This is a genomic window from Austwickia sp. TVS 96-490-7B (assembly GCF_019331795.1).
Classification (GTDB): Bacteria; Actinomycetota; Actinomycetes; order Actinomycetales; family Dermatophilaceae; genus Austwickia.
In genome coordinates this window covers 114,030-139,839 of sequence record NZ_JAHPZL010000003.1, presented here as the reverse complement: position 1 = coordinate 139,839, position 25,810 = coordinate 114,030, and the positions used below count along the sequence as shown (strand labels likewise).

Below are 25,810 nucleotides of genomic sequence, written 5' to 3'. Positions count from 1 at the left end.
GGTCACTGAGCCCGCCGTACCAACCTTTCATGAGGCAACGTACGGTGTGCTGGGGACCTCCGGCCGCCACCGGAGCCATCGGTGACCGGCCGCATACGACAACAGGCCCCATGACAGGGCACAATTCTCCTCGTGCCTGCATCTCCCGAGCTTCAGCCTCCCGACGGGACAGATCCCGTCTGGGCTGCCGACGGGCCCGCCGACTCCAGTGTCGTGCGGGCCCTCATCGCCCTTTCCCGCACCGGATTGAGCCGGCGCCGATTCCTATCGGGTGCTTCAGTGCTGGGTGGGGCAGCCTCGCTGGCAGCTCTTGCCGGATGTGCTCCACCGGCGCCTCCGGGGGCAGGCGCCACTGGTCGTGCCCTGCCGACCGATATTTCAGCTACCGACAAGATCGTGCGCTTCGCCAGCTGGACGCAGTACATCGACCACGATGCTGACGGCCGTTCGGCGACCTTGGCGGCCTTCACCAAAGCCACCGGCATCACCGTCGAACTCGTCGAAGAAATCGACGACAACGACACCTATGCCAATGCGATCGTGCCCCGATTGCGAGCCGGGCAGGACATCAACCGTGACCTCGCTGTCTTCTCCGACTGGATGGTCAATCGACTCATCCGCGACGACCTGCTCGCCCCGCTCGATCTGATCCGGATCCCGCACGCCGCCAACCTGCTCGAACCGTTAAAAGACGTCAGCTTCGACCCGGGACGCCGCCGCAGCCTTGTCTGGCAGTCCGGGTTTGCCGGGATCGGCTACCACAAAGGCAAAGTCGGTCGGGAACTCCGCACTGTCGACGACCTGTGGTCCAAGGACCTCGCGGGCAAAGTCGTGCTCCTCTCCGAAATGCGCGACACCCTCGGGCTCATCATGCTCGCCCAAGGAGTCAACCCACAGCGAGACTTCACTCGCGAACAACTTGAGCGTGCCGCCGATGTGGTCCGGCGCCAGATTGCTGACGGTCAGGTACGTCGAATCCGCGGCAACTCCTACCTGGACGATCTCAAGTCAGGCAACGCCCTTGCCGGCATGGTCTGGAGCGGGGACATCTCGACCCTGCGCACCGAGACCGGCAGTGACGAATGGGAGTTCGTCATGCCTGAGTCGGGAGGCATCCTGTGGAGCGATAACGCGGTGATTCCGATCACCTCCCCGCACCGACGGGCCGCAGCGAAACTGCTCGACCATTACTACACCCCCGAGGTCGCAGCGAAGGTCGCCGCTGCCGTCGGCTATGTCTGCCCGGTGCAAGGAGCTCAGGCCGTGGCTGAGCGGACCGATCCGGAGCTGGCCAAGAATCCGCTGGTTTTCCCAGATGCGGAGTTCTTGGCAAAGAACGCACGTGAATTCCGTGCGTTGAGCGCGGCGGAAGATGCCGAGTTCAGCGCTCTATGGGCCAAGGTGGTGGGCAACTGATGGAGCGTCCGATCGACTCCGACCTGCGACTGGAACAGGTCAGCAAAAAGTACGGCGGGACACTCGCCGTCGACGCCCTCGACCTCCATGTCCCCGCGGGGAAGTATGTCGCCCTACTCGGCCCGTCAGGCTGCGGCAAAACCAGCACGTTGCGGATGGTCGCCGGATTTGAACACCCCAGTGGGGGACGGGTGCTGCTGGGCGGCCATGACCTGACCGAATTGCGGCCCCACGAGCGTCCGGTCAACACGGTCTTTCAGAGCTATGCGCTCTTCCCGCACCTGGATGTGCTGGCGAATGTGATGTTTGGTCCGCGTCGGCGTCGCGTCAAAAACGCCCGCGCCACAGCGATGTCCGCCCTGGAACTGGTAGAGATGGCCAGCCTGTCGCGGCGTCGGCCTGCGGAGCTCTCCGGGGGTGAGCAGCAACGGGTCGCCCTGGCTCGCGCCCTGGTCAACGACCCAGCAGTGCTCCTCCTCGACGAGCCATTGGGTGCCTTGGATCTGCGGCTGCGCCGAGCCATGCAGGACGTGCTGAAAAATCTGCAGCACCGTACCGGTACGACGTTCCTGCATGTCACCCACGACCAGGAAGAAGCCCTGAGTCTGGCCGACCACGTCGCCGTGATGCGCGGGGGACGAATGGAGCAATACGGCACACCCCAGGAGGTGTACGAATCGCCACAGACCGCATTTGTCGCGACCTTCCTTGGCCGCGCGCTGCTCGCTCCAGCGCACCTGGTCGGAGTGACAGGCAGCGGGAATGGCGCTGTGGCCAGGTTTAGCCTAGGTGCCTCTGGCCAAGCCAGGGTCCCACTGTCCCGAGTCTCTCCGGAAGCCCGGGCTGGTCTGCCCGCCTGTATCGGGATCCGCCCCGAACGGGTGCTGGTGCGTCCCGGTCCGTTGCCCGACCCATCAGAGAGCGCCGACCTCGATGGAGCTGTTCCCGGGCACGGCGATTCGCCGTACGGGATCGACCTGATCGGACCAGCCCTGGTGGCTGAGGCGACGTACACCGGCCCAGGAATCTCCTATCGGCTCACTGTCGAGGGTCTGGGGCAGTGTCAGGTCCTCGCCGGGAACGATGGCCGCACTCGGGCCTTCGCGCCCGGTGACGTGGTGCATCTCGTCTTTGACGCTGCGCACACTTTCGCAGTGGCCCGTCCTGCAGAACCATTCGACGGGCTGGGCACCGGTGACGCGGCCCTCACCGAGGCCAGTGCAGCCGAGGGGCTGGACTCCGGGATGGCCGCGCAGGACTCCGTGGCGGCGTCCTCGTGAGCCGTGACCTCACGTCGCGGGTCGGTTATCTCGTGCTGCTGCCCGGACTGCTGTGGTTGGCGGTGTTTTTCGTGTTTCCGCTGATCCAGCTGGCCTCGGTGAGCTTGCAATCGCCGTACCCAGGGTTTCCTGGCTATTACTACCGTGACATCAACATCAGTAACTACGGCGCAGCATGGTTCCAGTTCTCAGCGCACCTGGGACGATCAGTGGTGTACGCCGCAGCGGCTACGGTGCTCGCCTTCGTGGCGGCCCTGCCAGTCGCCTATGTGCTGGCGTTTCGCGCCGGTCAATATCGGGGACTGTTGATGGTGGCCACCTTCGCTCCGTTTGCGGTGGCTTTCCTGCTGCGCACCCTGGCCTGGCGGCAGATCCTCGCCGATGACGCGCCGGTCGCCAGAGCGCTGTCTGCTCTCGGATTGCTGCCCGGTGGACACCTGACCGAAACGGCTGTCGCTGTCATCGCTGGGCTGGCCTACAACTATCTGCCGTTCATGATTGTCCCGCTCTATGCCGCGTTCGAGCGTCTCGACCCCCGGGTCGTCGAAGCATCTCGGGATCTCTACGGCGGATCGGTCGCCACCTTGACTCGAGTGACCTTGCCGATGGCTTTCCCCGGCGTCAGCGCCGGAATCTTGTTGACCTTCATCCCTGCACTCGGTGACTACGTCAACGCAGAGCTCCTCGGGTCGGAGGGCACCCGGATGGCAGGCAATGCCGTGGAATCACAGATGCTGCGTGTCGTCGGTGGCTATCCGATTGCCGCTGCGACCTCCATGGTCTTGCTGTTGCTCGTCCTCGCCCTGGTGACGGTCTACCTGCGACGCTACGGCACCCGGGAGCTGACATGATCCCCACCCCTCCTCGCTGGCGACGTGCCCGTCAGATCCGCCGCCACCTCGCAGACCACCTCGTGCAGATCCTGGCCGGTGCGGTGTTGGTGATGCTGGCGGTGCCGGTGGTCTACACCGCGGTGTTTTCGCTCAACGCCTACAACCGCAGCAACCTGGTGTGGAATCCACAAGGGTCACCGACATTGGCGCACTGGGCGAACCCCTGCGGTCCGGCAGGGATCTGCGACGCCCTCGGGACCAGCCTGCGGATCGGCCTGATCTCCACCATCATGGCCACCGTCCTGGGCACCATGATGGCGCTCGCCCTGGTCCGTTCCCGAGTGCGGTGGCGTGGCCTGTGGGATGTGCTGCTGCTCTTGCCGATGGCGACACCAGATGTGGTGCTGGGAGCGGGACTACTCACGGTGTTTGTGCAGGGATTGTCGACTTTCGGGATTCGCCTCGGTGACGTGTCGATCATCACGGCGCACGTCATGTTGGCGTTGTCATTCGTGGTGGTGGCGGTGCGAGCGCGGCTAGAAGCCCTCGACCCGCGGCTGGTAGAAGCTGCTGCGGATTTATATGCCGGACCGTGGGCGACCATGCGCCATGTGACATTGCCGTTGGCGATCCCTGGGATCGCCGGGGCAGCGCTGCTGGCGTTTGCGATCAGCATGGACGATGTGGTTTTGGCCACCTTCGTCGGTGGCGACGCGATGACCTTTCCCCGATACGTCTATGTCACGGCCTTGCGGGGGATCCCCGCTGAAGCGAACGTGATTGGAGTCAGTCTCGCTTTAGCAGCGTTGTTGCTGGCAGGTCTCTTCAGAGCTGCTGGTCGGTGGCGGGCTCGACGACCATTGCCGTCGATCCGCGCCGACCGGTGACTGTCTAGTCAGGTCAGTGCTTCTCGACCCGTTTGGCCTGGGCGGCGGCAATCTTTGCCTCGCGTTCGGCGTACAGCTTGGCTGTGGGGTCGTCGTCACCTAACTGGGCTGGCCCAAACAGGGTCATCGCGATCCGGCGTAACCGCCAGCCGATGCGGTAGCCGATGCTGAGGCCGTCCTTGCTCATGAGCCATCCCTGTCAGTCGACGGTACGGGACGCCCGCAAGCCGGTGGCGCGGCTGTATCGCCGACCGACGCCGGACGGGCGTTCGCTCAGCGTACTCCCAGGGGCGCCTGTCCCGGGGATTGAGCAGGGGGCCAAGATGGGGGGCATGACCACAGCCGCCACCCTGACCGATCTGCTCGCCATCACCCCCACCGGACTGTACGTCGACGGAGCTTTCCGGGAGGCCACCCAGGGCGGCACCTTGCCGGTGTATGACCCCGCCACCGGTGCCGTGATCGCTCGGGTGGCCGACGCCACCGAGTCCGATGCCCGCGCCGCCCTCGATGCCGCTTGCGCCGCCCAAGCTGCGTGGGCCGCGACCTCATCTCGGGAACGGAGCGACCTGTTGCGTGCGGCCTACGAGCGTGTGGTGGAACGCACCGAAGATTTTGCTGCGCTGATGACCGCGGAGATGGGAAAACCCTTGGCGGAATCCCGAGGTGAGGTCGCCTACGGTGCGGAATTCCTTCGCTGGTTTGCTGAAGAAGCCGTCCGGATCCGGGGGGACTATTCGCCAGCACCAGCTGGAGGGTCTCGGCTGCTCACCCTGCGTCGACCGGTCGGTCCGACCTTGATGATCACGCCGTGGAACTTCCCGCTGGCGATGGGCACCCGCAAAATTGGTCCGGCGTTGGCCGCTGGATGCACCTGCGTGATCAAACCTGCGTCCGCCACCCCGTTGACGATGTTGGCGCTGGCGCAGGTGTTCGACGAGGTTGGCTTGCCAGCTGGGGTCCTCAACGTCATTCCCACCTCCACGACTCGTCAGGTGGTCACTGGTCTGCTTGAGGATGGTCGGCTACGCAAGCTCACCTTCACCGGGTCTACTGACGTGGGACGCACCCTGATCCGACAGAGCGCGGACAGCGTGCTGCGGGTCTCGATGGAGTTGGGTGGCAACGCGCCGTTGCTGGTCTTCCCGGACGCTGACCTTGACCGCGCTGTCGAACAGAGCCTCCTGGCCAAGATGCGCAACATGGGGGAGGCCTGCACCGCAGCGAACCGGATCTTCGTGCACACATCGGTTGTTGAGGAGTTCGCCCAACGGCTGACCGAGAAGATGTCCGCCCTCACTGTGGGTCCGGGAGCTGAGGAGGGCACTGACGTCGGCCCGCTCATCGACGCGACCGCAGTGTCCACAGTCCAAGAACTCGTTGATGACGCCCGAGACGGGGGAGCACGGATCTTGTGCGGCGGGACTCCCGGGGACGGTCCGGGGCACTTCTATCCGCCGACGGTTCTCGTTGACGTCCCCGAGAACGCCCGTATCTTGCGGGAGGAGACCTTCGGACCGGTGGCACCGATCGTCGCCTTCGACACCGAGGATGAAGCGATCAGCCGCGCCAACGACACGGAGTATGGCTTGATGAGCTATGTCTTCACTCAGGATCTGTCCCGAGCGTTGCGGGTCGCCGAAGCGCTGGAGTATGGGATGGTCGGGATCAACGCCGGAGTGGTGTCCAACCCCGCGGCGCCCTTCGGTGGGGTCAAACAGTCCGGGTTGGGCCGAGAAGGCGGGCCTGAAGGGATCGCTGAGTATCTCGAGACGACGTACGTCGGTATGGCCCTGTGAAGCCTCGCTGACGCGACGACGGGGGTAGATGTTTGCGATGCAGGTAGGGAGATCTGCCGCCTCAGCGATACTGCGCCGTCGACAGATTGACGGGCTGGGCAGGTGGGTGGCCGACCTGCTGAGTCCGTCGTCGGCGTACCGCCCGTCCGAGACGTCCACAGGGTGCGGGACAATCTGACGGTGACTCCCAGCGAACAACACCGATCCACCGCTCGACGGGATGTGGTGATTCTCGGTTCTACCGGCTCCATTGGCACCCAAGCCCTGGACGTCATCACCCGCAACCCCCAGCGGTTCCGGGTGACCGGGCTCTGCGCGGGCGGCCGTGACCTGACGACTCTCGCCCAACAGGCGGTGGCTTTCGATGTCTCCGCCGTGGGGGCTGCTCGCGCCGACATCGACGACCTCGCAGCAGCCATCGCTCACGCCGCCGCGGAGGCTGGACGAGACGACTACACCCCCGAACTCCACACCGGACCCACGGCAGCCACCGTCATCGCCGGATTGAGCTGCGACGTTGTCCTCAATGGCATCACCGGCTCCATCGGGCTCGCTCCCACCTTGGCCGCCCTGCGAGCAGGGTCCAGTTTGGCCTTGGCTAACAAAGAATCCCTCATCGTTGGGGGTCCTTTGGTCAAAGCAGCAGCACGTCCTGGCCAGATCGTCCCGGTTGACTCCGAACACTCCGCGATTGCCCAGTGCCTGCGGGCCGGGAGCGACCACGAGGTCCGCCGTCTGGTCCTCACAGCCAGCGGCGGCCCTTTCCGGGGCTGTTCTCGGGACGACCTGCACCAGGTCACCCCCGCCCAGGCGCTGGCTCACCCCACCTGGGATATGGGAAAGGTGGTCACCACGAACTCGGCGACCCTGGTCAACAAAGGCCTAGAGGTCATTGAGGCGCATTTGCTCTTCGACATCCCGTTTGAACGGATTGACGTCGTCGTCCACCCGCAGTCGGTGGTGCATTCGATGGTGGAATTCACCGACGGGTCCACGGTGGCTCAAGTCAGCCCGCCGTCGATGCTGATCCCGATCGCTCTCGGCCTCGCCTGGCCGGAGCGGGTCCCTGGCGCTGCCCCAGGCTGCGACTGGACTCAGGCGCAGACCTGGCAGTTCGACCCCTTGGACGATGTGGCTTTTCCCGCGGTGGCGTTGGCTCGGCACTGCGGTCAGGAGGGCGGGACTTTCCCTGCCGTCTACAACGCCGCCAACGAAGAGTGCGTCGAGGCCTTCCATGACGGGCGGTTGCGCTTCACCGCTATCGTCGAAACTGTGGCCCGGGTCGTTGACGACTGGGCGCAGGCGCCGGCCAATCCCACCTTGTCGACATCGGTCACCTCGACCGGGAGCGACACGTCCAGCCTCGACGTTGCCCAGGTGTTGGCGGCGGAGGACTGGGCCCGGGCTCGAGTCCATCACCTCCTGGGTGCCTGAGTGGCACCTCTGACCCCGTAACCCCACGGAAGGACCCTCAGCGTGCTGATGTATGTCCTCGGCGTGTTGTTCATCGCCTTCGGCATCGGCCTGTCCATCGCTCTGCATGAACTCGGTCACCTCATTCCAGCAAAACTGGCCGGGGTGCGTTGTTCGCAGTACATGATCGGGTTCGGCCCGACCTTGTGGAGCCGCCAGATCGGTGACACCCAGTACGGTTTCAAAGCCATCCCGTTGGGAGGCTACGTACGGATGATCGGCATGCTCCCTCCCAAGCCAGGTGACCCTGATGGACTGCTGCGTGGGTCAAGCACTGGGCGGTTGACAGCGCTGATCGACGATGCACGGGCCTATTCCATGGAGGAGATCGGTCCTGGGGATGAGAACCGGGTCTTCTACAAACTCTCCACCTGGCGCAAGCTGTCGGTGATGTTGGGTGGTCCGATGATGAACCTGGTGGTCGCGACGGTGATCATCACCGGGATCACCACGTTGTATGGCCAGCAAGTGCCGGTGGACGGCGCGAAGGTCGGCGGGGTGGTGCAATGCGTGAAGCCGTTGTCGGCCACTGACACCTCGACCTGCGGTGCTGGCGACCCACAATCTCCCGCCGCCAAAGCGGGGCTCCGCCCGGAAGACGTCATCGTCGCCATCGACGGGACGACGGTGCGATCCTCTGCTGACGTGTCCCGGCTCATCCGCCCGCAGGCCGACAAGCCGGTCCCCTTCGTCGTACGACGTGGAGACCAGGAGTTGAAGCTCACGATCACTCCCATGGCCAATCAAGTCCCTGAACTCGACGAGAAGGGTCAGGCTAAGCGGAAGGATGACGGCAGTTATGTGTTGACTACTGCCGGCTATATCGGGACGTCCACGGGGCAGAACACTGCTCTGGAGCGGCAATCCATCACCAAAGCCCCTCAGATCGTTGCTGATGGTGTCGTCCAAACCGCCAGCGTGGTCTTGCGGCTCCCGCAAAAACTGGTGCAGGTGTGGGACGCCGCATTCGGATCGGCGCCACGGGACACTAACAGCCCCATGTCGGTCGTGGGAGTCGGGCGCGTTGCTGGGGACGTCGCCAGCACTATGTCGTTCATGGGGGTCAAGCTGTCTGGCCCTGCCGAGCTGCTGGTGATCTTGCTGATGCTCCTAGCGAGTCTGAACATCGCTCTTTTCGTGTTCAACTTGATCCCGTTGATGCCCCTGGATGGCGGCCAGATTGCCGGGGCACTCTGGGAGGCCTTGAAGCGGGGTTTTGCTCGGTTGCGTGGCGCGCCCGACCCGGGATATGTCGACGTGGCCAAGGGGATGCCGCTGTCCTACGCGATGACTGTGGTGCTGATCGGGATGTCTGTCCTGTTGATCTACGCCGACCTGGTCAAACCGATCAAGCTGTGATCGTGCGTGCACCTGCGCCCCGGCGCAGGTGCACCATCAGGGCTGGAATACTGGACATATGACCGTCGCTCTCGGTATGCCGTCCGCGCCAGCACCCACGCTCTCGCCGCGGCGCCGCTCCCGCAAGATCCAGGTAGGACCCGTCGCGGTGGGTGGTGACGCCCCTGTCTCGGTGCAGTCGATGACCACCACAGTGACCTCTGACGTGAATGCGACGTTGCAGCAGATCGCTGAACTCACCGCCGCTGGCTGTGACATCGTCAGGGTGGCCTGTCCGAGCCAGGATGATGCGGATGCTCTGGCCCAGATTGCCACGCGTTCCCAGATCCCGGTCATCGCTGATATTCATTTCCAGCCCAAATATGTGTTTGCTGCGATCGAAGCGGGCTGCGCGGCAGTCCGAGTCAACCCAGGCAACATCCGCCAGTTCGATGACAAGGTCAAGGAAATCGCCCAAGCGGCGAAGGACCATGGCACCTCGATCCGGATCGGAGTCAACGCAGGCAGCCTGGACCAGCGTCTCTACGCCAAGTACGGCGGGCCAACCCCGGAAGCCCTCGTGGAGTCGGCGGTCTGGGAGGCCGGTCTGTTCGAGGAGCACGGGTTCCACGACATCAAGATTTCGGTGAAGCACCATGACGTGGTCACGATGGTGAAGGCGTATCAGCTTCTCGCTGCGCGCGGAGACTGGCCGCTGCACCTGGGGGTGACCGAGGCGGGTCCAGCATTCCAGGGGACCATTAAGTCTTCAGTGGCTTTTGGGCATTTGCTCGCGCAGGGTATTGGCGACACCATTCGGGTGTCCTTGTCAGCGCCGCCAGTGGAGGAAGTCAAGGTCGGCAATCAGATCTTGCAGTCCTTGGGGCTGAAACCACGCAAGCTGGAGATTGTGTCGTGTCCCAGCTGCGGTCGGGCTCAAGTTGATGTCTATACCTTGGCCGAACAAGTCACCGCAGGATTGGAGGGCATGACCGTGCCTCTGCGGGTGGCGGTGATGGGATGCGTCGTCAACGGTCCGGGCGAGGCCCGTGAAGCCGACCTCGGCGTTGCCTCGGGCAACGGCAAGGGCAAGATTTTTGTGCGGGGCGAGGTCGTCAAGACGGTCCCAGAATCGGCGATCGTGGAGACGCTGATTGAGGAGGCAATGAAGCTGGCTGAAGAGATGGGCACCCCCGTGGATGGAGACGCATCTGGTCCCACGGTCGTGGTTGGCGGGTGACCTGGACAAGGTACGCCGGGCGGTCATGAGGCCATTCGGTAGCAAGGTCGTCCGCCCGGTCGGGGAAGCCGACCGGGTCGCGGCGCTGGAGATTTGCGCCCAAGATCCGGTCGCTAACTGTTATGTCGCTGCCCGGATGGACGAGGTCGACCTGGACCGCACTCGTGGCGCCCTCTGGGGGTATTACCCAGAGGGCCGGTTAAGCGCGTTGAGTTGGTCCACCGCCAACCTGATCCCGGTGGGATGCGACGCTCAGGCTGCTGCGGCGTTCGCCGACCGGTGGCGTCGCCATCAGCACCAGTTCTCTTCCATCTTCGGTCCGGCTGAGCAGGTGTCGGCGATCTGGGAGCGGCTGGCCTCATGGTGGCGGCCGCCGTTAGAGGTCCGTCCTCGCCAACCGCTGCAGGTGATGGGACCGACAGACCCGCTCGGGATCGCCCCAGACCTGCGGGTGCGTCACGCCACGGACCACGAACTTGACCTGCTCGTCCCCGCAGCGGCGGCGATGTTCACCGAGGAGATCGGATATGCGCCGTACGTCGACCGGGTCGGCGAGGTGGGCTACCGGCATGCGGTGCGCTCACTGGTGGTGCGACGCCGTTCCTACGTTTTAGTCGCGCAAGGTCGGGTGATCTTCAAAGCTGACCTGGGATCGGTCGGGGTGGGCGCCGGCCAGATCCAGGGAGTGTGGGTCGACCCGCAGTACCGCGGCCAGGGGCTAGCCGCACCAGCCATGGCCCAGGTCGTCCAGTTAGCCAGGCGGGAAGTCGACTGGGTGAGCTTGTATGTCAACGACTACAACACCGCGGCGTTGCGGACGTATGCGCGCGTAGGTTTCCGGACTGTCGGCACCTATTCGACGATTCTGTTCTGAGAGCTGTCAGGGACCAGACCGGATTCGCCTGGCCCTGATGCCACCAGCCCTGGCCGTCACAGGCTACGTAGGAGTTCGGCTGGCTCGACCTGCGCGGCTCGCCACGCCGGGTAGGCACCAAAGACCACACCGACGAGGGGTCCTAAAACCGGTAGCGCAAACACCCATGGCGGAAATCCCAGCACCCAGCCGTGATGTCGAGCCAGCGCAGCGGTGATCAGCACCCCGAGTGTCCATCCCAGCGCTGACCCGATAGTGGTCAGGATCATTCCCTCAGTCATGAATTGCCCGGCGATTCTGACCCGGGAGGCCCCCAACGCCCGGCGTACGCCGATTTCGGAACGTCGTTCCCAGACCGCTGCCAGCATCGTGGTGGCCACTCCCATCCCGGAAGCCAACAGGGACACCCCCGCGAGAGTGAGGATGAGAGCGGTGGTGTCAGCGTCGATACGGGCGGTGACACCGCGCAACGCGGCAGGGATGGTGACGGTGACGTCCTCGGGACGGGCTGGGTCCGCAGCGAGTTTGAGGTCGGCTTCTCGATGATTGAGGTCGCTGAGCACGATGAGTGACCGCTGGCCACGTTCGAGCAGACCCAACCGGCCCGCCAAGGAGGGGCTGAGGACGATCGACGTGGACAGCATCGAGCGGGGTCCGCTGTCCTCAATGATCGCGCCGAGCCGTGCGGACAACGGGCCAATATCGATGCGGTCGTGGCCCTCTCCGGGGTCACTGCGCAATGCGCGGGCGACCTGGGGGCCCACAGCGATGACATCGCCACGGTCCGCGGCAAGCCCAGACAGGTCGCCGTGACGCACCACCACGCCTTGGGCGTGCAAACCGGCCGCGGTGGCGACGACAAACCGGGGGGTGTCGGCGCGGCCCCGCAGGCTACGCACCTCCACAGAGGTGCTGGTGCGGGCCTCTAACGGGGTAAAAGTGCCCACCTGCTGCACCTGGGGCAACTGGTGAAGTCGGGTGAGCAATTCGGTCTCGGGGATCTCCCATGCGCGCGGTGGCATCCGCAGGACCACTTGGTGACCTTCCACGTCACGCAGCGTGGCGGTGATGTTGTCTGAGGCTGACTGGGACAGACCGAGAGTGGTGACCACAGCGAGGATCCCCACAGCCACGGAGATCATCGAAAACAGGGCATGCCGGAATCGACGGACCACTGCAGTGATGGCATCGGTCACCATGCCATCACCTGCCCGTCCTCAAGATGGATCTGTCGTTCCATGCGGGCCGCGACCTGCGAGTCGTGGGTCACGACGACCACAGTGGTGCCGTGGCGCTCGCGGGCGTGGAGCAAACAGTCGATGACGCGGGCGCCGCTGCGTTGGTCGAGGTTGCCGGTGGGCTCGTCGCAGAGCAGCAGTGCTGGTCGGGTGCATAAGGCGCGGGCGACGGCGGTGCGTTGCCTTTCGCCGCCGGACAAGGTGGCTGGGAAGGCGTGTGCGCGATGGGCGAGGCCGAGCTCGCTCAGCAGACGTCGGCCGTGGGCGGCGGCGGATCGACGGCGGTCACGAGGCTGCATCCTGGCGGCGAGCAGCACATTCTCTTCGACGGTGAGGTGGGTGACCAGGTGGAAGGCTTGGAAGACGAAGCCGAGGGTGTTGGCCCGGTAGCGGGCGCGTTGACCGGCGGGGAGCGCATGCACGTCCTGACCCGCGAGATGGTAGGTGCCGCTGGTGGGGACGTCGAGGAGCCCAAGTAGGTTGAGCAGCGTCGATTTGCCTGAGCCGCTGGAGCCGACCACGGCGAGGGTTTCCCCGTCGATGATGTCCAGGTCGATGTCCCGCAACGCCATGACATCTGGGGGGAAGCACCGACTGACACCGCGCATCCGGACGACGGCCGTTCTCGATGATGACGCGTCCAGCACAGAGGGGGCGGTCATGGTGCCACCAGGATGACGGAGTCGGTGGCGGTGAGGTCCCCGCGAGGTGTGATGGCGCATCGTCCCAGGGCACACACTCCGACAGTGACATCGACGACCCGATCGCCGTCTTTGCCAACGACGAGGACGCGGTGGTCATCGCGGACTGCTCCGGCCGGGATGACGAGGGCTTTCTCTGGGGATTGAGCCAGGACAAATTCGGCGTGGAGCCGACGGCCGTCCGTCCAGGCGGTGGGAATCGTCCCGGAAAGTTCCACGGCGCGGCGTTCGCTGTCGGATCGGTCCCGTGGGGCTGGGGTGGCGGTGGGTGCGCTGCCTTTGCTGGCCCCGGGTCCGGGGGTGCCGGTGAGGTTGCTGGCGGCGGGGGAGGGGTCTTTCACTGTGCCAGTACGACGGTCGCCGCCAGGGGTCCAGATGGTGACAGTGGCGTGCGCCGGGAGATCTTTGACCGTTTCGGCGGGGATTTCGGCGGTGAGTGCTGCCGCGCCAGCACTGAGGGCACAGATCGGTTGTCCAGGGGCTACCGCAGCGCCGACATCAGGGCAGGGGTCGGTGACGACGAGGGGCAGCGCGGGGGAGAAAACGATCTCTCCGCGAGGCACCCGCACGTCTTTAGCGGTGCGTGGATGGCCGTGAGGGGCGTGGTCGAGGCTGCGGTAAAGGTCAGCGACGGCCTGCTGGGTGGATGTGCCGTACCGGCCAGGGGGATCGGCGATGGCGTATCCGAGGCCCTGTAGACCGTGCTGGAGTTGATCGACATCGGCGCCTTCACTGCCAGGTGTCAGGTCACGGTACATGGGGAACGAGCCAGGCAGCACAATCAACGGCCGGTCGGAGATGGCCATCAGCAGTGAGCCTGCACCGTAGGTTTCGCCGCGACGCAGTCTGGTGGCGGTGACCACGCTTCCCTGCTCGGCAGACGCAGGGACGTTGAGCTCAAGGCGATGTTGCCGGGTGACGGTGGCGGTGCCGTTGACGGTTTGGCGCACCTGTCCCAGAGTCACTTTTTCGGTGAGTCTGGCCTGAGGCGCCGGGCTTCCTTGTTGCTCGTCGGCTGCGATGACTCCCAAGGCGGCGAGCACCACAGCCGCCACCGTCGCGACAACGACCAGGGTGATCAACGCTGTCATCATCGCGACCCGCCACGGGCGGTGTCGCTGCGGTGGCGTCAGCTGCGGTTTAGGATCGTCTTGGCTCGGGCCAAAGATTCCTTCCTGACCTGCGCGAGTTCCATGATCTGTTTCTCGTGCTCCTTGATCCACTGTGCTCCTTTGCTGATGACCAGGTCATTGGTGACCTTCGCCAGCTCCGCCTGCTGCTGACACTCAGCGTCCGTCACGGCGAGTGAGATCTCCTCAGCGCTGGGTGGATCGCCCAGCCTTCTGCTGTGCTGGAACTTTTCCTCGGCGCGCCGCATCGTATCTTTCAGGGTGTTGACATCGACGCCTTTTTGTCGCATGCACGACGCGTATTTGATACTAGCTTGGGAGATCCTAGAATCGTTCCTTATCTCACCGACTGCCTGTTTCACGTCCTGTTCTATGTTATCCATCCAGAGGTGATTTGTGACTGATCCAAAGACTGCTCTTTTTGCTTCGGCGGCACAACCATTTTTCGGAGAATCAAGCACAATTCCATTGGAGAGAGTGATGCTCTCGGAGTCGCCATAGTCACCTTCAAGGGCTTCATTGAGGGCTTTATCCTCAGGTTTCAGTGAGTCCTCCGGCGGTGGGGGATCCCTGATGATGGCAATGTCTCCAAAGCCATTCTGGCGTGCCTGATCCAATCCCCTAAGTCCGATAATTCCCCCGAGGTTCGCATCTGCTGAGTCCTGAGGAATGGCGGGAGGGTCGTAGCTGAACCCCTTCTTTTTCATGCATTCTTTTGTGACATTTTTCACGGCAGTATCTAATTCAGGTGGCTTTTGAGCAACAGAGAGAAGGGCCGCTTTAGTTGCATCATCGACATGAAGTTCCTGGTTGCCGCCGCAGCTGCACAGTGCTGCGGCGGCAACCAGGAAGAAGAGGAGTTTAGCGGTGGGCATAGAACCAGTCGATCGTGTCATTGGCGCTACCTGTGAGCAGTGAGACTCTCGTCAATGCACCCCAAGTGAAAACCGTCGAGTCCCAAGGAGTTCCGTCACTAACCCCTGAGAATTTATATTGATCGTCTCTATTGATCCCACTTGAGGCCATGTCTCTGGCGACGCTGATGTTGCTGCCGGATGTGTCGTGGGTGCTCAAGAGGAAGGTTCCTCCGTAGTTCTTGTGCTCCCAGGCGCAAAATGCGCCTGCGCCACACTGGTTCTCCCCTGCAAATGCAGATGGCGCAAAACTTGCCAGGGATGCACCCATGGCGATAGTTGCTGCTGTGACGCTCATTTTCTTAATGAAAGAGGCTGGCATGTTTTTCTCCTGAAGGTGACATGGGATGACTGTCCATGACCATGTGACTACTATGGTCATGGAAAACATATCCATCTTCGGGGGGGTGGTGCTCCAAGGGCTGTGATGTGCGTCACCGTTCACGGCGTCAGGTGCGGTTGAGCGTCGACTTGGCTCGAGCCAGGGCTTCTTTGCGGGCAGCGGCGATATCTAGGATCTGTTTCTCGTGATCCTGGATCCACTGGGCGCCCTGATGAACGATCGCCTCATTAGCCACTTTCGCCAGTTCCGCTGACTGTTGACATTCGGCGTCGGCGATCGCCATGGAAATTTCTTCAGCGCCGGGAGGTTCGTGGGCTGCTCGCGATGAGGCGAATTTCTCTCGAGCAATATCTAAGGTATTGCTTAGCCCGGTCGTGCTGACCCCTTTATGGGTCATGCATGTCAAATATGACACGTTGGCAGCCATCATCCTCGGCGAGGTTCTGATGTCACCGACAGCTGTTCTGATGTCCTGGGAGATATTGGTGATCCACAGGTAGGTCTTGACTGAGCCGTAGATCTTTTTCCTGCCCTCCGCGAGACAGCCTTCGTCGGCAGCGCCGATGGTTGTACCCCCAGAAAGTTCGATGGTGACATCGTGGCCAGGGCGACCGGCGAATGCCGTCTCATACGCCGAGTCTGTTGGGCTTTCGCCAGTTGTGGCCGGAGCGGCGTCATGGCGGACCGCAATCTCGGCGTACCCCTCTGTGCGGGCGACCTCCACATCCCGTAGACCGACAATTCCGGCCAGATTCGCGGAGTCTCCGCCTGGGACTTCAAACGATTCCACCGCGGAAAAACCATGATCGCGCAGGCAATCTGCGGTCACTCGCTGCTCCGCTTGAGCCAGCTCCGAGGGAATCGTCGAGATGGACAACAATGCGGCCTCGGTCGCCGGGTCCACCACGACGTTCTCGTCACGACCGCAACCACTCGTTCCCGCCCAGATCACCGCCACAATGACCGCTCCCGCGATACGACGTCCACCCGGACCCCACCGTTGAGCACTCCGACGTACTGACATGCCGCCCTCCCGACGACCAGAGACGACCCCGAGCCAGCCCCCGCCCACGCCTCTCAGAGTAAAAACCCGTTTGCAGCGACCCTCGTAACGCCACACGTGAACCCGGCCACACCCCTCACTGACGTCGAGCCGAAGGGATAATGCGATGGCTGCCGCGCTGGCCGGGCCGATATCCTGGCGAGCGCACACCACGAACCTGCCGAGGAGAACCCGTGACCGTCCTGCGCATGTCGAGCCTGTTCCTGCGGACCTTGCGCGAGGACCCGGCCGACGCTGAACTCCCCGGGCACCGGATGCTCGTGCGTGCTGGGTATATTCGTCGCGTCGCGCCCGGCGTTTACACCTGGCTGCCGTTGGGGCTGCGCGTGCTGCGCAAGGTCGAAATGATCGTGCGCGAAGAGATGGATGCCATCGGCGCCCAGGAGTTGCATTTCCCCGCATTGCTGCCCCGTGAGCCCTACGAAGCCACAGGCAGGTGGGTCGATTACGGCGACAACCTGTTTCGACTCAAGGACCGCAAGGGCACCGACATGCTGCTCGGTCCCACCCACGAAGAGATGTTCACCCTCGCGGTGAAAGACCTCTACTCCTCCTACAAAGACCTGCCGCTCTCTCTCTACCAGATTCAAACGAAGTACCGTGACGAGGCGCGCCCCCGCGCGGGCCTGCTGCGCGGACGCGAGTTCGTCATGAAGGACTCCTACAGCTTCGACGTCACCGATGAGGGGCTCCAAGCCAGTTACGACGCCCACCGTGCGGCGTACATCCGGATCTTCGACCGGCTCGGCTTCGACTACGTCATCGTGCGAGCCATGTCGGGCGCGATGGGCGGTTCAGCCAGCGAGGAGTTCCTCGCTGTCGACCCCAACGGTGAAGACACCTTCGTGCGCTGCGAGGGCAGCGACTACGCCGCGAACGTGGAAGCGGTAGTGATCCCGCAGGCCGCCGCGTTGCCCGCGGAGGTGGTCGCCACTACTCCTGCCCGACAGCTGGTGTCCACCCCAAATGCGCCGTCCATCGATGCCCTCGTCGCCTGCCTCAACGCCACCCATCCCCGCACTGACGGGCGCCCCTGGAGCGCGGCGGACACCCTCAAACACGTCGTGGTCATGTTGCGCGCCGGCGACGGCACCCGCACGCCGCTGGTGGTGGGCCTGCCCGGTGACCGCCAGATCGACCCGAAGCGACTCGAAGCGCAAGTCGCTCCGCTCGAACTCGACGACTTCACCGAAGCCGACTTCGCGGCGTACCCCTCGCTGGTCAAGGGATACATCGGCACCGACCCCCTCGGCCCCAACGCCAGCCTCGCCGACGACGATCCCCGCCGGATCCGCTACCTGCTCGACCCGTCCGTCGCGCCCGGCTCCGCCTGGGTCACCGGCGGCGACCAGGTCGACCACCACGCCATCAACGTTGTCCTGGGGCGCGACTTCACCGCCGACGGCATCGTGCAGGCCGCCGAGATCCGGGACGGCGACCCCAGCCCCGACAGTCAAGGAGTGCTGCGCACCGCCCGCGGCATCGAGATGGGACATATCTTCCAGCTCGGCCGCAAGTACGCCGACGCGCTCGGCCTGAAAGTCCTCGACGAAAACGGCAAACTCGTCACCGTCACCATGGGCTCCTACGGTGTGGGCGTGTCGCGGGCGGTCGCCGCCGTCGCTGAAAACACTGTCGATGAGATCGGCCTGTGCTGGCCGCGCACCCTCACCCCTGCTGACGTGCATATTGTTGCCACCGGCAAAGACGAAGCGGTCTTCCTTGCCGCGCAGGACGTCGCCGACGCCCTGGCAGCCCGTGGCGTGGACGTGCTCTTCGACGACCGCCGCAAGGTCAGCCCCGGCGTGAAGTTCAAAGACGCCGAACTCATCGGAGTGCCCACCATCGTGGTCATCGGTAAAGGCCTAGAAAAGGGCGTCGCCGAAATCAAAGACCGCCGCAGCGGCGAGCGCACCGAGGTCGCGGTGGACGGCCTCGTCGACGCGGTCATTGCTGAGATTCACGGCGCCTGACCGCCGTACTTCCCGTCGATTCATTGGGCCGGGCGCCGCTCCTGCCAGGAGGGCGCCCGGCCCGTCGCCGTACCGGCGTGTCCCGATCACTGCGCCAGCTGCGCCAACAGCGCAAATGACACCAGCCAGTGTGTCGCCATGAAGTCACCACCAGTGATCACCGGCGCCGTCGACGCCTCCTGCTGCTGCGCCGCAGCCAACACCACCTGCGCGGCAGACTCCGGCAGCGACGGCGCCACCATCCGCAACTGCCACGCCCGGGACAAAGCCAACCCATACAAGTGGGCCTGCTGCCCGTCAGCGCCATCTGTCACCGTGGGGGCCTGGAGGAGATTCCGGTGCCGGTCCGCGCCCAACCCGGGGAGGAAGGCCGCCAACCAGGCCGTGAATTCATCCCGGGGAAGCACCTCAGCTAAACATGCCGCCTCAGTCAGCGCTGGGGACAAGAAATCGTGCCCACTCGGCTCGAAACGGGTGTCATAGTCGGTGTCCTCGACAAACCACTCCCGGGCAGCCCGCGCCAACCGGTCCACGATGTCGCCTCGGTCAGCCTGTCGTGCAGCCCGCGACAACAACATCACCGCAAACGCTGAATTCGCATGCCCCCCATGACGTACCGGATAGGTTTGCCGGTCCAGCCAGGCCGGCACCGACTCCCACACCAGCTCCGCCAGTGGCGCCGCCGCCAGCGCCCATCCCCGGGCCTGCGGCAGCGGACAACGCTGCAACGCCGACCACCACATCGCTGCCCACGCCCACCCGTAGGGACGCTCAAAACCAGGGTGCGCGCGCACATACTCCACTTCCACTGTGACCTGCTCCGCAGTCACCCGGCCGGTCAGCTCAGACACCACCCGGTCGGTCAGATCGTCATCGAGCTGGTCGGCCGCCACGGTCAGCAGCGTCACCAACGACCACTGCATATGTGCCGAACTGTGCCAGTCCAAGCAGCCATGAAACACCGGGTGTAACCGTGGTGGAGTGACCTCACAGTCCTGCGGTCCGTTCGACACATGACCCGCAGCGTACGGAAACGGGGTGTCCAAGACGTCGCAGGCGATCCTCGCCCAGTCAGCGGCGTACGGGATTGACGAGGAATGCACCATCGGCGTCCTTCCAGCAGCATCCGGCGGACCACCTGCCCACCGGGAGAGCATCCACCGCCGGGTCGGGTCGGCGCACGCCCCGCTCGTCACAATAGGACAACCACCGTCAGTGGTGTCGATGAATCAGTACGACACGGGCCCAGCCAAGGCATCAATGGAGGACATGCTGGTCAGCTGATTGTCGGTGGGGGTGTTGACGTACCAATAAGCTGCTCTGATGGTGTGTGTCAGGACGGATCGCACTGCTAGGGCCGCTCCAGATCGTGCGAGCCTCTAGCAGCGACGAATAGGGAGAACCCAGCGCCAACGACGGCGAAGCTGATAAAGCCGCCGGTACCGACGGTGAAGCCGGTCCAAAAGGTCGTGGGACTGATCTCAGGGGGTGCATCGGCGTCTATCCCGAGCAGGTCGTACAGCGGATCTGCCTCCGCCAGTAAGGTCACCGCAACCGATCTCCGCCCACCCAGACCGCAGCGATATCAGTGCAGGTCCCCACCGTGAACGCCCACGCCAACGCGTCCGTCGCCGAATCAGCATGCCGCAGACCCACATCCAGCGTGGAGCCGATCTCTGGTCGCAGCCACACCGCGTCATACGCCTTCCCCACCGAAAAGTCCCCGCAGATGTCTGCCAATCCGAGGACGTCTGCCCCAGCCGCAGTGGCTAACCGCAACAGATCCGCTCCGGTCAACGGATCCCCAGCTCCAGGGTCACGCAACTGCTGGACCTGATACGCCTGCAACCCCTCCTTCAACAGGCAAAACCCCGTCCCAGCGCCGACATCACTGCCCAAAGCCACCGGCACCCCCGCCTGCACATGCCCCCGAAAATCAAACAACCCGCTGCCCAACATGCCGTTACTCGTCGGGCAATGCGCCACCGCCGTACCCGTCGCCGCCAACTCATCTAATTCCCGAGCAGTGACATGCACATCGTGGGCCAACACCGTGCGCGGACCGAGCAGACCGTGAGCGCCGTACACCCCGACGTAGTCAGGCGACCCAGGATGCGCCTGCAACACCCCAGCGATCTCCGCAGGATTCTCATTGACATGGGTGGTCAGGTACGCCGACGGAACCTGCTCCCACAGCTGCGCACACGAATCCAACATGTGCGGGCTACACGAATACGCGAACCGCGGCGTAATCGCATACCGTAACCGGCCATGACCATCCCACCGATGCGCCAACGCCAACCCATCGGTGACAGCCTGATCAGGCGTGGTCAACAGGTCATCACGCAACTCCCGATCAGCGAGCACCAGACCAGAGGTGATCCGAAGGCCACGGCGATCAGCAACAGTGAACAGCTCATCTACCGCCGACGCGAAATGTGACCCAAACACCAGCGCGCTCGTCGTACCAGCCCGCGCCAAACCCTCGCAGAACTCCTCCGCCACTTCCCTGGCATAACTGGCCTCAGCGAGCCGAGCTTCCTCCGGCAGCGCTCGCCGTTCCAGCCAGTCCAGCAACGGCATTCCCAACCCACCCAGGGCCCGCACCTGAGGGAAATGCACATGGGTGTCAATGAACCCGGGGAGGAGTAACCCGCCACGACAGTCAACGACCTCATCCTCAGGATGCTCGGCGACCAGGGCGTCGGCAGGCCCACGTGCCACGATCATCCCGTCGTGCACGAGCAACGCCCCGTCCTGCTCGACCCGCAACGTGGTAGGGGACGACCACAATGCGCTGCCCTCTCCAGGTGGCGGAGTGTCCACCACGGTGCCGCGATAGAGGACCATCGTCAGGCTCCAGGGGCTGACTCATGTGACCGGGCCGTGGCATCAGCGATCGCTTCCTCAGGGGTATGCGGATGCCCGGTGTGGTGGAAGACCAGGTTCAACACGATTGCGCACAGACTGCCCAGGGTGATGCCAGAACCGAAGATGATCTGCGCCCAGCCGGGAAAGAGATATTGGATGTTCGGCTGGACCGTGACGAGCATCGCCAGCGCAAGGCTGGTTGCCACGATGACGATATTGCGGTCGTCGGTGAAGTCGACGCGAGTCAGGGTCTGAATGCCGACCACAGCGACCGTGGCAAACATGGCCAGTGCGGCACCACCCAGCACCGGGTGGGGGATCCCGGCGACCAGGGCGCCAGCTTTGGGGAGCAAACCCAGCACGATCATGACCACCCCGGCGCTGGCCACCACCCACCGGGACTTGACCTTGGTGAGTCGGACCAGGCCGACGTTCTCGGCGAAGCAGGTGTAGGGGAAGGAGTTGAGGACGCCGCCGATAGCGGTGGACAGGCCATCGGCGCGCAGGGCTCGAGCAATGTCTTGGGACTCGATGTCCTTACCAACGATTTCGCCAGTGGCGAAGACATCGCCGGTGGTCTCCACCGCAGTGATCAGCATGACCAGGATCATCGAGAGAATCGCCGTGATGGAGAATGCCGGGACTCCGAAGTGGAAGGGAGTGGTCACTCCGACCCACGCTGCTCCGGACACCTCCTCGAAGCGGGCATCGCCGAGCAGGAAGGCCACCGTGGTGCCACCGACCAGGCCGAGCAGGACCGCGATGGTGCTGATAAACCCCTTGAATAGCCGCTGCAACAGCACGATGGAGAGCAATGTCCCGGTGGCATAAAGCAAGCTTTTTAGTTCGATTTGAGCGGCGGGGACACCGATCTGGGCGAAGTTGCGGGCTGGGTCGGGCATCGCTGTGATCGCGTCGTTTGCGGCGACTGGCAGGAGGGCCACCCCGATGATGGTGATCACCGATCCGGTGACAACTGGGGGGAAGTAGCGGATCAACCTGCTGAAGTAGGGGGCGATGAGGAAGGTGAACAGCCCCGCCACAATCACCGATCCGTAGATGGTGACCAGGCCTTGGGTGCCGCCCCCTGCCGCTAGGCCGATCGCGATCATCGGGGAGACCGCAGTGAAAGTCACGCCTTGGATGAGGGGGAGCCGTACGCCGACCTTCCAGAACCCCACAGACTGGATGATCGAGGCAATTCCACAGGTAAACAGGTCGGCGTTGATCAGGTGGATGAGTTGTGCGGTGTCCAGTTTGATGGCGTTGGCTAGCAAGATGGGGACGATGACGGCGCCTGCGTAGAACGCGAGCACATGTTGGATGCCGTAGACGACCAGCCGGGGGGCGGGCAGGACCTCGTCGACGGGGTGAGGGGCGGGCGTGGTGGCAAGGCCGGCGGATGTCATGGGGCTCTCTGGGGGCAGGCAACGGTCAATGCTGAGCAGACTCTCACCAAAGTCGATGCGACGTCCTGCGAATGTGAATTTACCTTGGGCAGGGTGGCCAGGATGGGCTCGTTACAGTACGGCGAATGGATTCTCTTCCTGTGCTGACCATGGCGCTGTTGGTGACGGCGGCCTTCTTCGCCGGATGGGTGGACGCCGTCGTGGGGGGCGGGGGGCTGGTGCAACTCCCAGCGCTGGTCGTGGCGTTTCCCCAGGCGGCGCCGGTCCTATTGTTGGCGACCAATAAGTTCTCGTCCTTCTGCGGGACGACAGCCAGCGCCCTGACGTACCTACGACGGGTACGCCCAGACATGCGCACCGCAACCCCACTGGTCATAGGGGCATTTGCTGGGGCGGCCGGTGGGGCGTTCATCGCCTCATGGATCCCGCGCGCGGCATTGAATCCGTTAGTGCTGCTCGTGGTGATCCTGGTGGGCGGTTATACCGTGTTTCGTCCCACGTTGGGTCAGGTTGAACAGCTACGTCATCAGGGGCGGGACCTGGTGGTCCGCGCAGTCGCCATAGGTCTGCTGGTGGGGGTCTGGGACGGGGCATTGGGGCCAGGCACCGGGTCATTCTTTGTCTTCTTGATTGTCGGCATCCTCGGATATGCCTTTCTGCAGGCCAGTGCCTTGGCCAAAGGGGCCAACTTCGCGACCAACGTCGCAGCGTTGTTGGTCTTCGTGCCCCAAGGCGCCGTATGGTGGCAGGTCGCCATTCCGATGGGGCTAGCCAACGTCCTCGGCGGTTATCTGGGAGCGCGCACCGCAGTCTCCCGAGGGCACGGTTTCATCCGGATGGTGTTGGTCTTCGTGATGGCTGCTTTCGTGGTGAAGATCGGGCTAGATACCGCTCGACAGTTCGGGATGATGTGACCGGCTGATCGCCGGGAGGAAGGCCACTCAGTGGGTGCGCGCCGTATCTCGGCGGATCTGGAGGCCTTGCAACACCAAGGAGCAGGCCAGGCTCGCGCCGACGCCTTCACCGGCGCGGAGTCGCAGCTCCAGCAAGGGTTCTAAGCCGAGGTCCTGAAGCACCAAGGAATGGGCTCGTTCGCGGCTGCGCTGTCCGGCGATGAGGTAGGCATGCACGGCTGGTTCGAGTCGCCGTGCGATCAGCGCTGGTACGCCGGTGGCTAGCCCGTCCAGCACGATCGGTGCGCCGACCTCGGCAGCGCCGAGGATCACCCCAGTCAGCACCGCGAACTCCGGTCCACCCACACCGGCCAGCACATCCAAGGGGTCGGGGTGAGTGAGCCGACCGGCAGCTCGCATCCGCTGCACAGCTTCGGTGACCACCCAGATTTTGCGGTCGACGATGTCGCAATCTGCGCCTGCGCCCAGCCCGACGGCATCGTGCGGGGTGATCGGGAGGAGCGCAGCCGCGAGGGCAGCTGCCACGGTGGTGTTGCCAACGCCCACTTCGCCGAGGACAACCATTCCTGTGTTGCCGACAGTCCGCCCCAGGTGGCGTCCTTCATCGACCAGCAGGTCGACATGGTGACGTGGCATTGCATCGTGAGTGACCAGGTCACCGGCAGAGGCTGATCCGTTCATGCGGGGCAATGTCACCGCCCCTTCGACGGGTGAGGGGGCAGTGCCAGCGTCGATGACCAGGTGGTCTAGTCCGGCTCCGCGAGCGCTGACCACGCCCATGGCAGTTCCTGCCACCGCTGCGTGCATGACCTCTCGGGTCACAGTGGGGGCGTAAGCGGAGACCCCGTGGGTGGTCACCGGGTGGTCGGCGCCGACGAGGACGAGGGTGCCGGTCCTGGCGTCGCCGGCACCGCAGGACACGATCCGGTCGAGGACACGGTCGAGGACGCCCAACGATCCTGGTGGAGAAAGTAATTGGTCGGCGTCGTCGGTTGCGGCCACCGTGTGTTGCTGGTCAGGGGATCGGAGATGGTTGGTGGGGCTGCTCGGTGACCGGTCGGCGGCGGGACCGGGCCAACGTTCATGCATCACGATGTCATCGAGGGGACGTCGGGCACCCCAGGCGAGACGCTGCAGTCCAGGTTCTGGGGGGCGTTCGTCAGGCCAGCCCACACACAACCATCCCAAGGTGTCGACCCCGTCAGGTAGATCGAGCAGGTCGGCCAGGTCGTCTGGGCGAAATAGAGTGACCCAGCCCATGCCGAGCCCGTGGGCTCGGGCGGTCAACCACATGTTTTGGACGGCGCAGGCGCAACTCCACATGTCAGCGTCGGTAAACGTGGCGCGGCCGAGGACCCCGAGCGCCGGGGTACGACGGTCGCAGGCGACGACGATGCCAACGGGAGCTTCTCGTAGCCCTTCAAGTTTCAGGTCAAGGAGCTGCTGGCCACGTTCGGGAGTCAGCGCGGCGGCTTGTTCGATCCGTAGGGCATCAGCGAGCGCTGCGGCCCGGTCTCGCGTGCGTGGGTCGCGGACCACGATGAATCGCCACGGTTGGCTGAACCCCACTGATGGGCCGAGGTGGCCAGATTCCAGAACGGCGGACAAGAGATCATCTGGCACCGGGTCGGGGCGGAACCGCCGGATGTCTCGTCGTCCGGCGATGATGCTCGCCAGGTGTGCCACGGCGTCCTGAGGGAAAGCCCATCCGGCGGGGTCGTCGGCGCGCTGTCGGGCGGTGCTGGTGTCGCCGATGACGGGCACCGGCCGCTGCCACTTGCCTTCGAGGTCAGTGGGGGTCACGTCCTGGCTGGTCATGCTCCCAACCTACTGCGCTGGGCGGGGCACCTCGAATCGCTCATCGGGGATCGGAGTCCTTTCGATGGTCGATGCTCGCTGAGGCTTCGCCGGTGGGGGTGACGACGATCTGGGCCGACCTGAGCTGTGGGGTGGGCAGGTTCGCGGTGTCGTCCGCCGAGGGCATCGTGCTGTCCGCGGCCGGAAGGGCGCCGGTGGTGGGAGCCCATGGCGAGGAGAAATCCTCGGCGGTGTCAGTGGGGGGTGGCTAGGGTTGTGTTGCCCATGACGTAGCGGTCGTATTGGTCGGTGATCCA

At 64.2% G+C, this 25,810-nt stretch carries 24 protein-coding genes; 13 read left to right on the top strand and 11 right to left on the bottom strand.

Features of this window, described 5'->3' with window-relative positions; all coding sequences use genetic code 11:
* The first annotated feature begins 132 nt into the window (after positions 1–132).
* From KEM60_RS03250 to KEM60_RS03235, 4 genes are read left to right on the top strand one after another with little or no spacing between them, the layout of a single operon-like run.
* On the top strand, positions 133–1,416 hold the full coding sequence (locus KEM60_RS03250; protein ID WP_255574187.1) for a spermidine/putrescine ABC transporter substrate-binding protein: 1,284 nt from the start codon (positions 133–135) through the stop codon (positions 1,414–1,416).
* The gene (locus KEM60_RS03245) at positions 1,416–2,696 is read left to right on the top strand and encodes an ABC transporter ATP-binding protein (RefSeq protein WP_219106079.1); all 1,281 of its coding nucleotides are present in this window, start codon (positions 1,416–1,418) and stop codon (positions 2,694–2,696) included. The genes KEM60_RS03250 and KEM60_RS03245 overlap by 1 nt, the downstream gene beginning before the upstream one ends.
* Entirely contained in the window at positions 2,693–3,547 is an 855-nt protein-coding gene (locus KEM60_RS03240; protein ID WP_219106078.1) for an ABC transporter permease, read from the top strand. The genes KEM60_RS03245 and KEM60_RS03240 overlap by 4 nt, the downstream gene beginning before the upstream one ends.
* Positions 3,544–4,416 carry an ABC transporter permease gene (locus KEM60_RS03235; RefSeq protein WP_219106077.1) on the top strand — a complete coding sequence of 291 codons (873 nt, stop codon included), beginning with the start codon at positions 3,544–3,546 and terminating at the stop codon, positions 4,414–4,416. Before KEM60_RS03240 ends, KEM60_RS03235 begins: the two co-directional genes overlap by 4 nt.
* Positions 4,417–4,429: 13 nt before the next feature.
* On the opposite strand, the gene KEM60_RS03230 is transcribed toward KEM60_RS03235, so the two are convergent.
* The gene (locus KEM60_RS03230) at positions 4,430–4,603 is read right to left on the bottom strand and encodes a hypothetical protein (RefSeq protein ID WP_219106076.1); all 174 of its coding nucleotides are present in this window, start codon (positions 4,601–4,603) and stop codon (positions 4,430–4,432) included.
* Positions 4,604–4,748: 145 nt separating this feature from the next.
* On the opposite strand from KEM60_RS03230, the gene KEM60_RS03225 reads away from it, so the two are divergent.
* The 5 genes from KEM60_RS03225 (at position 4,749) to KEM60_RS03205 (ending at position 11,140) form a co-directional block, all read left to right on the top strand.
* Positions 4,749–6,215 carry an NAD-dependent succinate-semialdehyde dehydrogenase gene (locus KEM60_RS03225; RefSeq protein WP_219106075.1) on the top strand — a complete coding sequence of 489 codons (1,467 nt, stop codon included), beginning with the start codon at positions 4,749–4,751 and terminating at the stop codon, positions 6,213–6,215.
* 174 nt (positions 6,216–6,389) lie between these two features.
* Entirely contained in the window at positions 6,390–7,649 is a 1,260-nt protein-coding gene (dxr, locus tag KEM60_RS03220) for a 1-deoxy-D-xylulose-5-phosphate reductoisomerase (protein WP_370626300.1), read from the top strand.
* Between the two features lie 48 nt (positions 7,650–7,697).
* A complete protein-coding gene (locus KEM60_RS03215; RefSeq protein WP_219106549.1) occupies positions 7,698–9,047 on the top strand; it encodes an RIP metalloprotease in 1,350 nt (449 codons plus the stop codon).
* A 58-nt stretch (positions 9,048–9,105) separates the two neighbouring features.
* Positions 9,106–10,266, top strand: a complete 1,161-nt coding sequence (gene ispG, locus KEM60_RS03210; RefSeq protein ID WP_219106073.1) for a flavodoxin-dependent (E)-4-hydroxy-3-methylbut-2-enyl-diphosphate synthase — start codon at positions 9,106–9,108, stop codon at positions 10,264–10,266.
* On the top strand, positions 10,226–11,140 hold the full coding sequence (locus tag KEM60_RS03205; protein ID WP_255574186.1) for a DUF4081 domain-containing GNAT family N-acetyltransferase: 915 nt from the start codon (positions 10,226–10,228) through the stop codon (positions 11,138–11,140). The genes ispG and KEM60_RS03205 overlap by 41 nt, the downstream gene beginning before the upstream one ends.
* A gap of 56 nt (positions 11,141–11,196) precedes the next feature.
* Here the strand turns inward: KEM60_RS03205 and KEM60_RS03200 are convergent, their stop codons facing one another.
* The 6 genes from KEM60_RS03200 to KEM60_RS03175 all read right to left on the bottom strand — a co-directional run bounded on the left by KEM60_RS03200 (position 11,197) and on the right by KEM60_RS03175 (position 16,538).
* Positions 11,197–12,339: an ABC transporter permease gene (locus KEM60_RS03200; RefSeq protein ID WP_219106072.1), complete on the bottom strand. Its 1,143-nt coding sequence runs from the start codon at positions 12,337–12,339 to the stop codon at positions 11,197–11,199.
* Positions 12,333–13,040, bottom strand: a complete 708-nt coding sequence (locus KEM60_RS03195; protein WP_219106071.1) for an ABC transporter ATP-binding protein — start codon at positions 13,038–13,040, stop codon at positions 12,333–12,335. The genes KEM60_RS03200 and KEM60_RS03195 overlap by 7 nt, the downstream gene beginning before the upstream one ends.
* A complete protein-coding gene (locus KEM60_RS03190; protein ID WP_219106070.1) occupies positions 13,037–14,170 on the bottom strand; it encodes a peptidoglycan-binding domain-containing protein in 1,134 nt (377 codons plus the stop codon). Before KEM60_RS03190 ends, KEM60_RS03195 begins: the two co-directional genes overlap by 4 nt.
* A gap of 38 nt (positions 14,171–14,208) precedes the next feature.
* On the bottom strand, positions 14,209–15,084 hold the full coding sequence (locus KEM60_RS03185) for a hypothetical protein (RefSeq protein WP_219106069.1): 876 nt from the start codon (positions 15,082–15,084) through the stop codon (positions 14,209–14,211).
* Positions 15,071–15,445: a peptidase inhibitor family I36 protein gene (locus KEM60_RS03180; RefSeq protein ID WP_219106068.1), complete on the bottom strand. Its 375-nt coding sequence runs from the start codon at positions 15,443–15,445 to the stop codon at positions 15,071–15,073. The genes KEM60_RS03185 and KEM60_RS03180 overlap by 14 nt, the downstream gene beginning before the upstream one ends.
* Before the next feature lie 127 nt (positions 15,446–15,572).
* Entirely contained in the window at positions 15,573–16,538 is a 966-nt protein-coding gene (locus KEM60_RS03175; RefSeq protein ID WP_219106067.1) for a hypothetical protein, read from the bottom strand.
* 179 nt (positions 16,539–16,717) lie between these two features.
* Here KEM60_RS03175 and KEM60_RS03170 point away from each other — a divergent pair, with 179 nt between their 5' ends.
* Positions 16,718–18,502 carry a proline--tRNA ligase gene (locus tag KEM60_RS03170; RefSeq protein WP_219106547.1) on the top strand — a complete coding sequence of 595 codons (1,785 nt, stop codon included), beginning with the start codon at positions 16,718–16,720 and terminating at the stop codon, positions 18,500–18,502.
* A gap of 86 nt (positions 18,503–18,588) precedes the next feature.
* Here the strand turns inward: KEM60_RS03170 and KEM60_RS03165 are convergent, their stop codons facing one another.
* Positions 18,589–19,548, bottom strand: a complete 960-nt coding sequence (locus KEM60_RS03165; RefSeq protein WP_219106066.1) for a DUF2891 family protein — start codon at positions 19,546–19,548, stop codon at positions 18,589–18,591.
* On the opposite strand from KEM60_RS03165, the gene KEM60_RS03160 reads away from it, so the two are divergent.
* On the top strand, positions 19,541–19,786 hold the full coding sequence (locus KEM60_RS03160; protein WP_219106065.1) for a hypothetical protein: 246 nt from the start codon (positions 19,541–19,543) through the stop codon (positions 19,784–19,786). The genes KEM60_RS03165 and KEM60_RS03160 overlap by 8 nt on opposite strands.
* A gap of 261 nt (positions 19,787–20,047) precedes the next feature.
* On the opposite strand, the gene KEM60_RS03155 is transcribed toward KEM60_RS03160, so the two are convergent.
* Together KEM60_RS03155 and KEM60_RS03150 are read right to left on the bottom strand one after the other, a co-directional pair.
* Positions 20,048–21,352, bottom strand: coding sequence for a guanine deaminase (locus tag KEM60_RS03155; protein WP_219106064.1), 1,305 nt, complete (start codon positions 21,350–21,352; stop codon positions 20,048–20,050).
* Between the two features lie 2 nt (positions 21,353–21,354).
* Positions 21,355–22,782, bottom strand: a complete 1,428-nt coding sequence (locus KEM60_RS03150; protein WP_219106063.1) for a nucleobase:cation symporter-2 family protein — start codon at positions 22,780–22,782, stop codon at positions 21,355–21,357.
* Positions 22,783–22,907: 125 nt separating this feature from the next.
* Between KEM60_RS03150 and KEM60_RS03145 the strand changes: the two genes are divergently transcribed.
* Positions 22,908–23,696 (top strand): TSUP family transporter, encoded by a 789-nt coding sequence (locus KEM60_RS03145; RefSeq protein ID WP_219106062.1) that lies wholly within the window; start codon positions 22,908–22,910, stop codon positions 23,694–23,696.
* 27 nt (positions 23,697–23,723) lie between these two features.
* Here the strand turns inward: KEM60_RS03145 and bluB are convergent, their stop codons facing one another.
* Entirely contained in the window at positions 23,724–25,514 is a 1,791-nt protein-coding gene (gene bluB / locus KEM60_RS03140) for a 5,6-dimethylbenzimidazole synthase (RefSeq protein ID WP_219106061.1), read from the bottom strand.
* Between the two features lie 71 nt (positions 25,515–25,585).
* Between bluB and KEM60_RS03135 the strand changes: the two genes are divergently transcribed.
* Positions 25,586–25,765, top strand: a complete 180-nt coding sequence (locus tag KEM60_RS03135; protein WP_219106060.1) for a hypothetical protein — start codon at positions 25,586–25,588, stop codon at positions 25,763–25,765.
* Positions 25,766–25,810: the final 45 nt, after the last annotated feature.

What these genes read in the sequence shown, in the direction of transcription:
- KEM60_RS03245 (WP_219106079.1), top strand. Translation starts at nt 1,416, where the DNA reads ATGGAGCGTCCGATCGACTCCGACCTGCGACTGGAACAGGTCAGCAAA.
- KEM60_RS03235 (WP_219106077.1), top strand. Translation starts at nt 3,544, where the DNA reads ATGATCCCCACCCCTCCTCGCTGGCGACGTGCCCGTCAGATCCGCCGC.
- KEM60_RS03230 (WP_219106076.1), bottom strand. Translation starts at nt 4,603, where the DNA reads ATGAGCAAGGACGGCCTCAGCATCGGCTACCGCATCGGCTGGCGGTTA.
- KEM60_RS03225 (WP_219106075.1), top strand. Translation starts at nt 4,749, where the DNA reads ATGACCACAGCCGCCACCCTGACCGATCTGCTCGCCATCACCCCCACC.
- KEM60_RS03215 (WP_219106549.1), top strand. Translation starts at nt 7,698, where the DNA reads ATGTATGTCCTCGGCGTGTTGTTCATCGCCTTCGGCATCGGCCTGTCC.
- ispG (WP_219106073.1), top strand. Translation starts at nt 9,106, where the DNA reads ATGACCGTCGCTCTCGGTATGCCGTCCGCGCCAGCACCCACGCTCTCG.
- KEM60_RS03205 (WP_255574186.1), top strand. Translation starts at nt 10,226, where the DNA reads ATGGAGACGCATCTGGTCCCACGGTCGTGGTTGGCGGGTGACCTGGAC.
- KEM60_RS03200 (WP_219106072.1), bottom strand. Translation starts at nt 12,339, where the DNA reads ATGGTGACCGATGCCATCACTGCAGTGGTCCGTCGATTCCGGCATGCC.
- KEM60_RS03195 (WP_219106071.1), bottom strand. Translation starts at nt 13,040, where the DNA reads ATGACCGCCCCCTCTGTGCTGGACGCGTCATCATCGAGAACGGCCGTC.
- KEM60_RS03190 (WP_219106070.1), bottom strand. Translation starts at nt 14,170, where the DNA reads ATGACAGCGTTGATCACCCTGGTCGTTGTCGCGACGGTGGCGGCTGTG.
- KEM60_RS03185 (WP_219106069.1), bottom strand. Translation starts at nt 15,084, where the DNA reads ATGCCCACCGCTAAACTCCTCTTCTTCCTGGTTGCCGCCGCAGCACTG.
- KEM60_RS03180 (WP_219106068.1), bottom strand. Translation starts at nt 15,445, where the DNA reads ATGCCAGCCTCTTTCATTAAGAAAATGAGCGTCACAGCAGCAACTATC.
- KEM60_RS03170 (WP_219106547.1), top strand. Translation starts at nt 16,718, where the DNA reads ATGTCGAGCCTGTTCCTGCGGACCTTGCGCGAGGACCCGGCCGACGCT.
- KEM60_RS03155 (WP_219106064.1), bottom strand. Translation starts at nt 21,352, where the DNA reads ATGGTCCTCTATCGCGGCACCGTGGTGGACACTCCGCCACCTGGAGAG.
- KEM60_RS03150 (WP_219106063.1), bottom strand. Translation starts at nt 22,782, where the DNA reads ATGACATCCGCCGGCCTTGCCACCACGCCCGCCCCTCACCCCGTCGAC.
- KEM60_RS03145 (WP_219106062.1), top strand. Translation starts at nt 22,908, where the DNA reads ATGGATTCTCTTCCTGTGCTGACCATGGCGCTGTTGGTGACGGCGGCC.
- bluB (WP_219106061.1), bottom strand. Translation starts at nt 25,514, where the DNA reads ATGACCAGCCAGGACGTGACCCCCACTGACCTCGAAGGCAAGTGGCAG.
- KEM60_RS03135 (WP_219106060.1), top strand. Translation starts at nt 25,586, where the DNA reads ATGCTCGCTGAGGCTTCGCCGGTGGGGGTGACGACGATCTGGGCCGAC.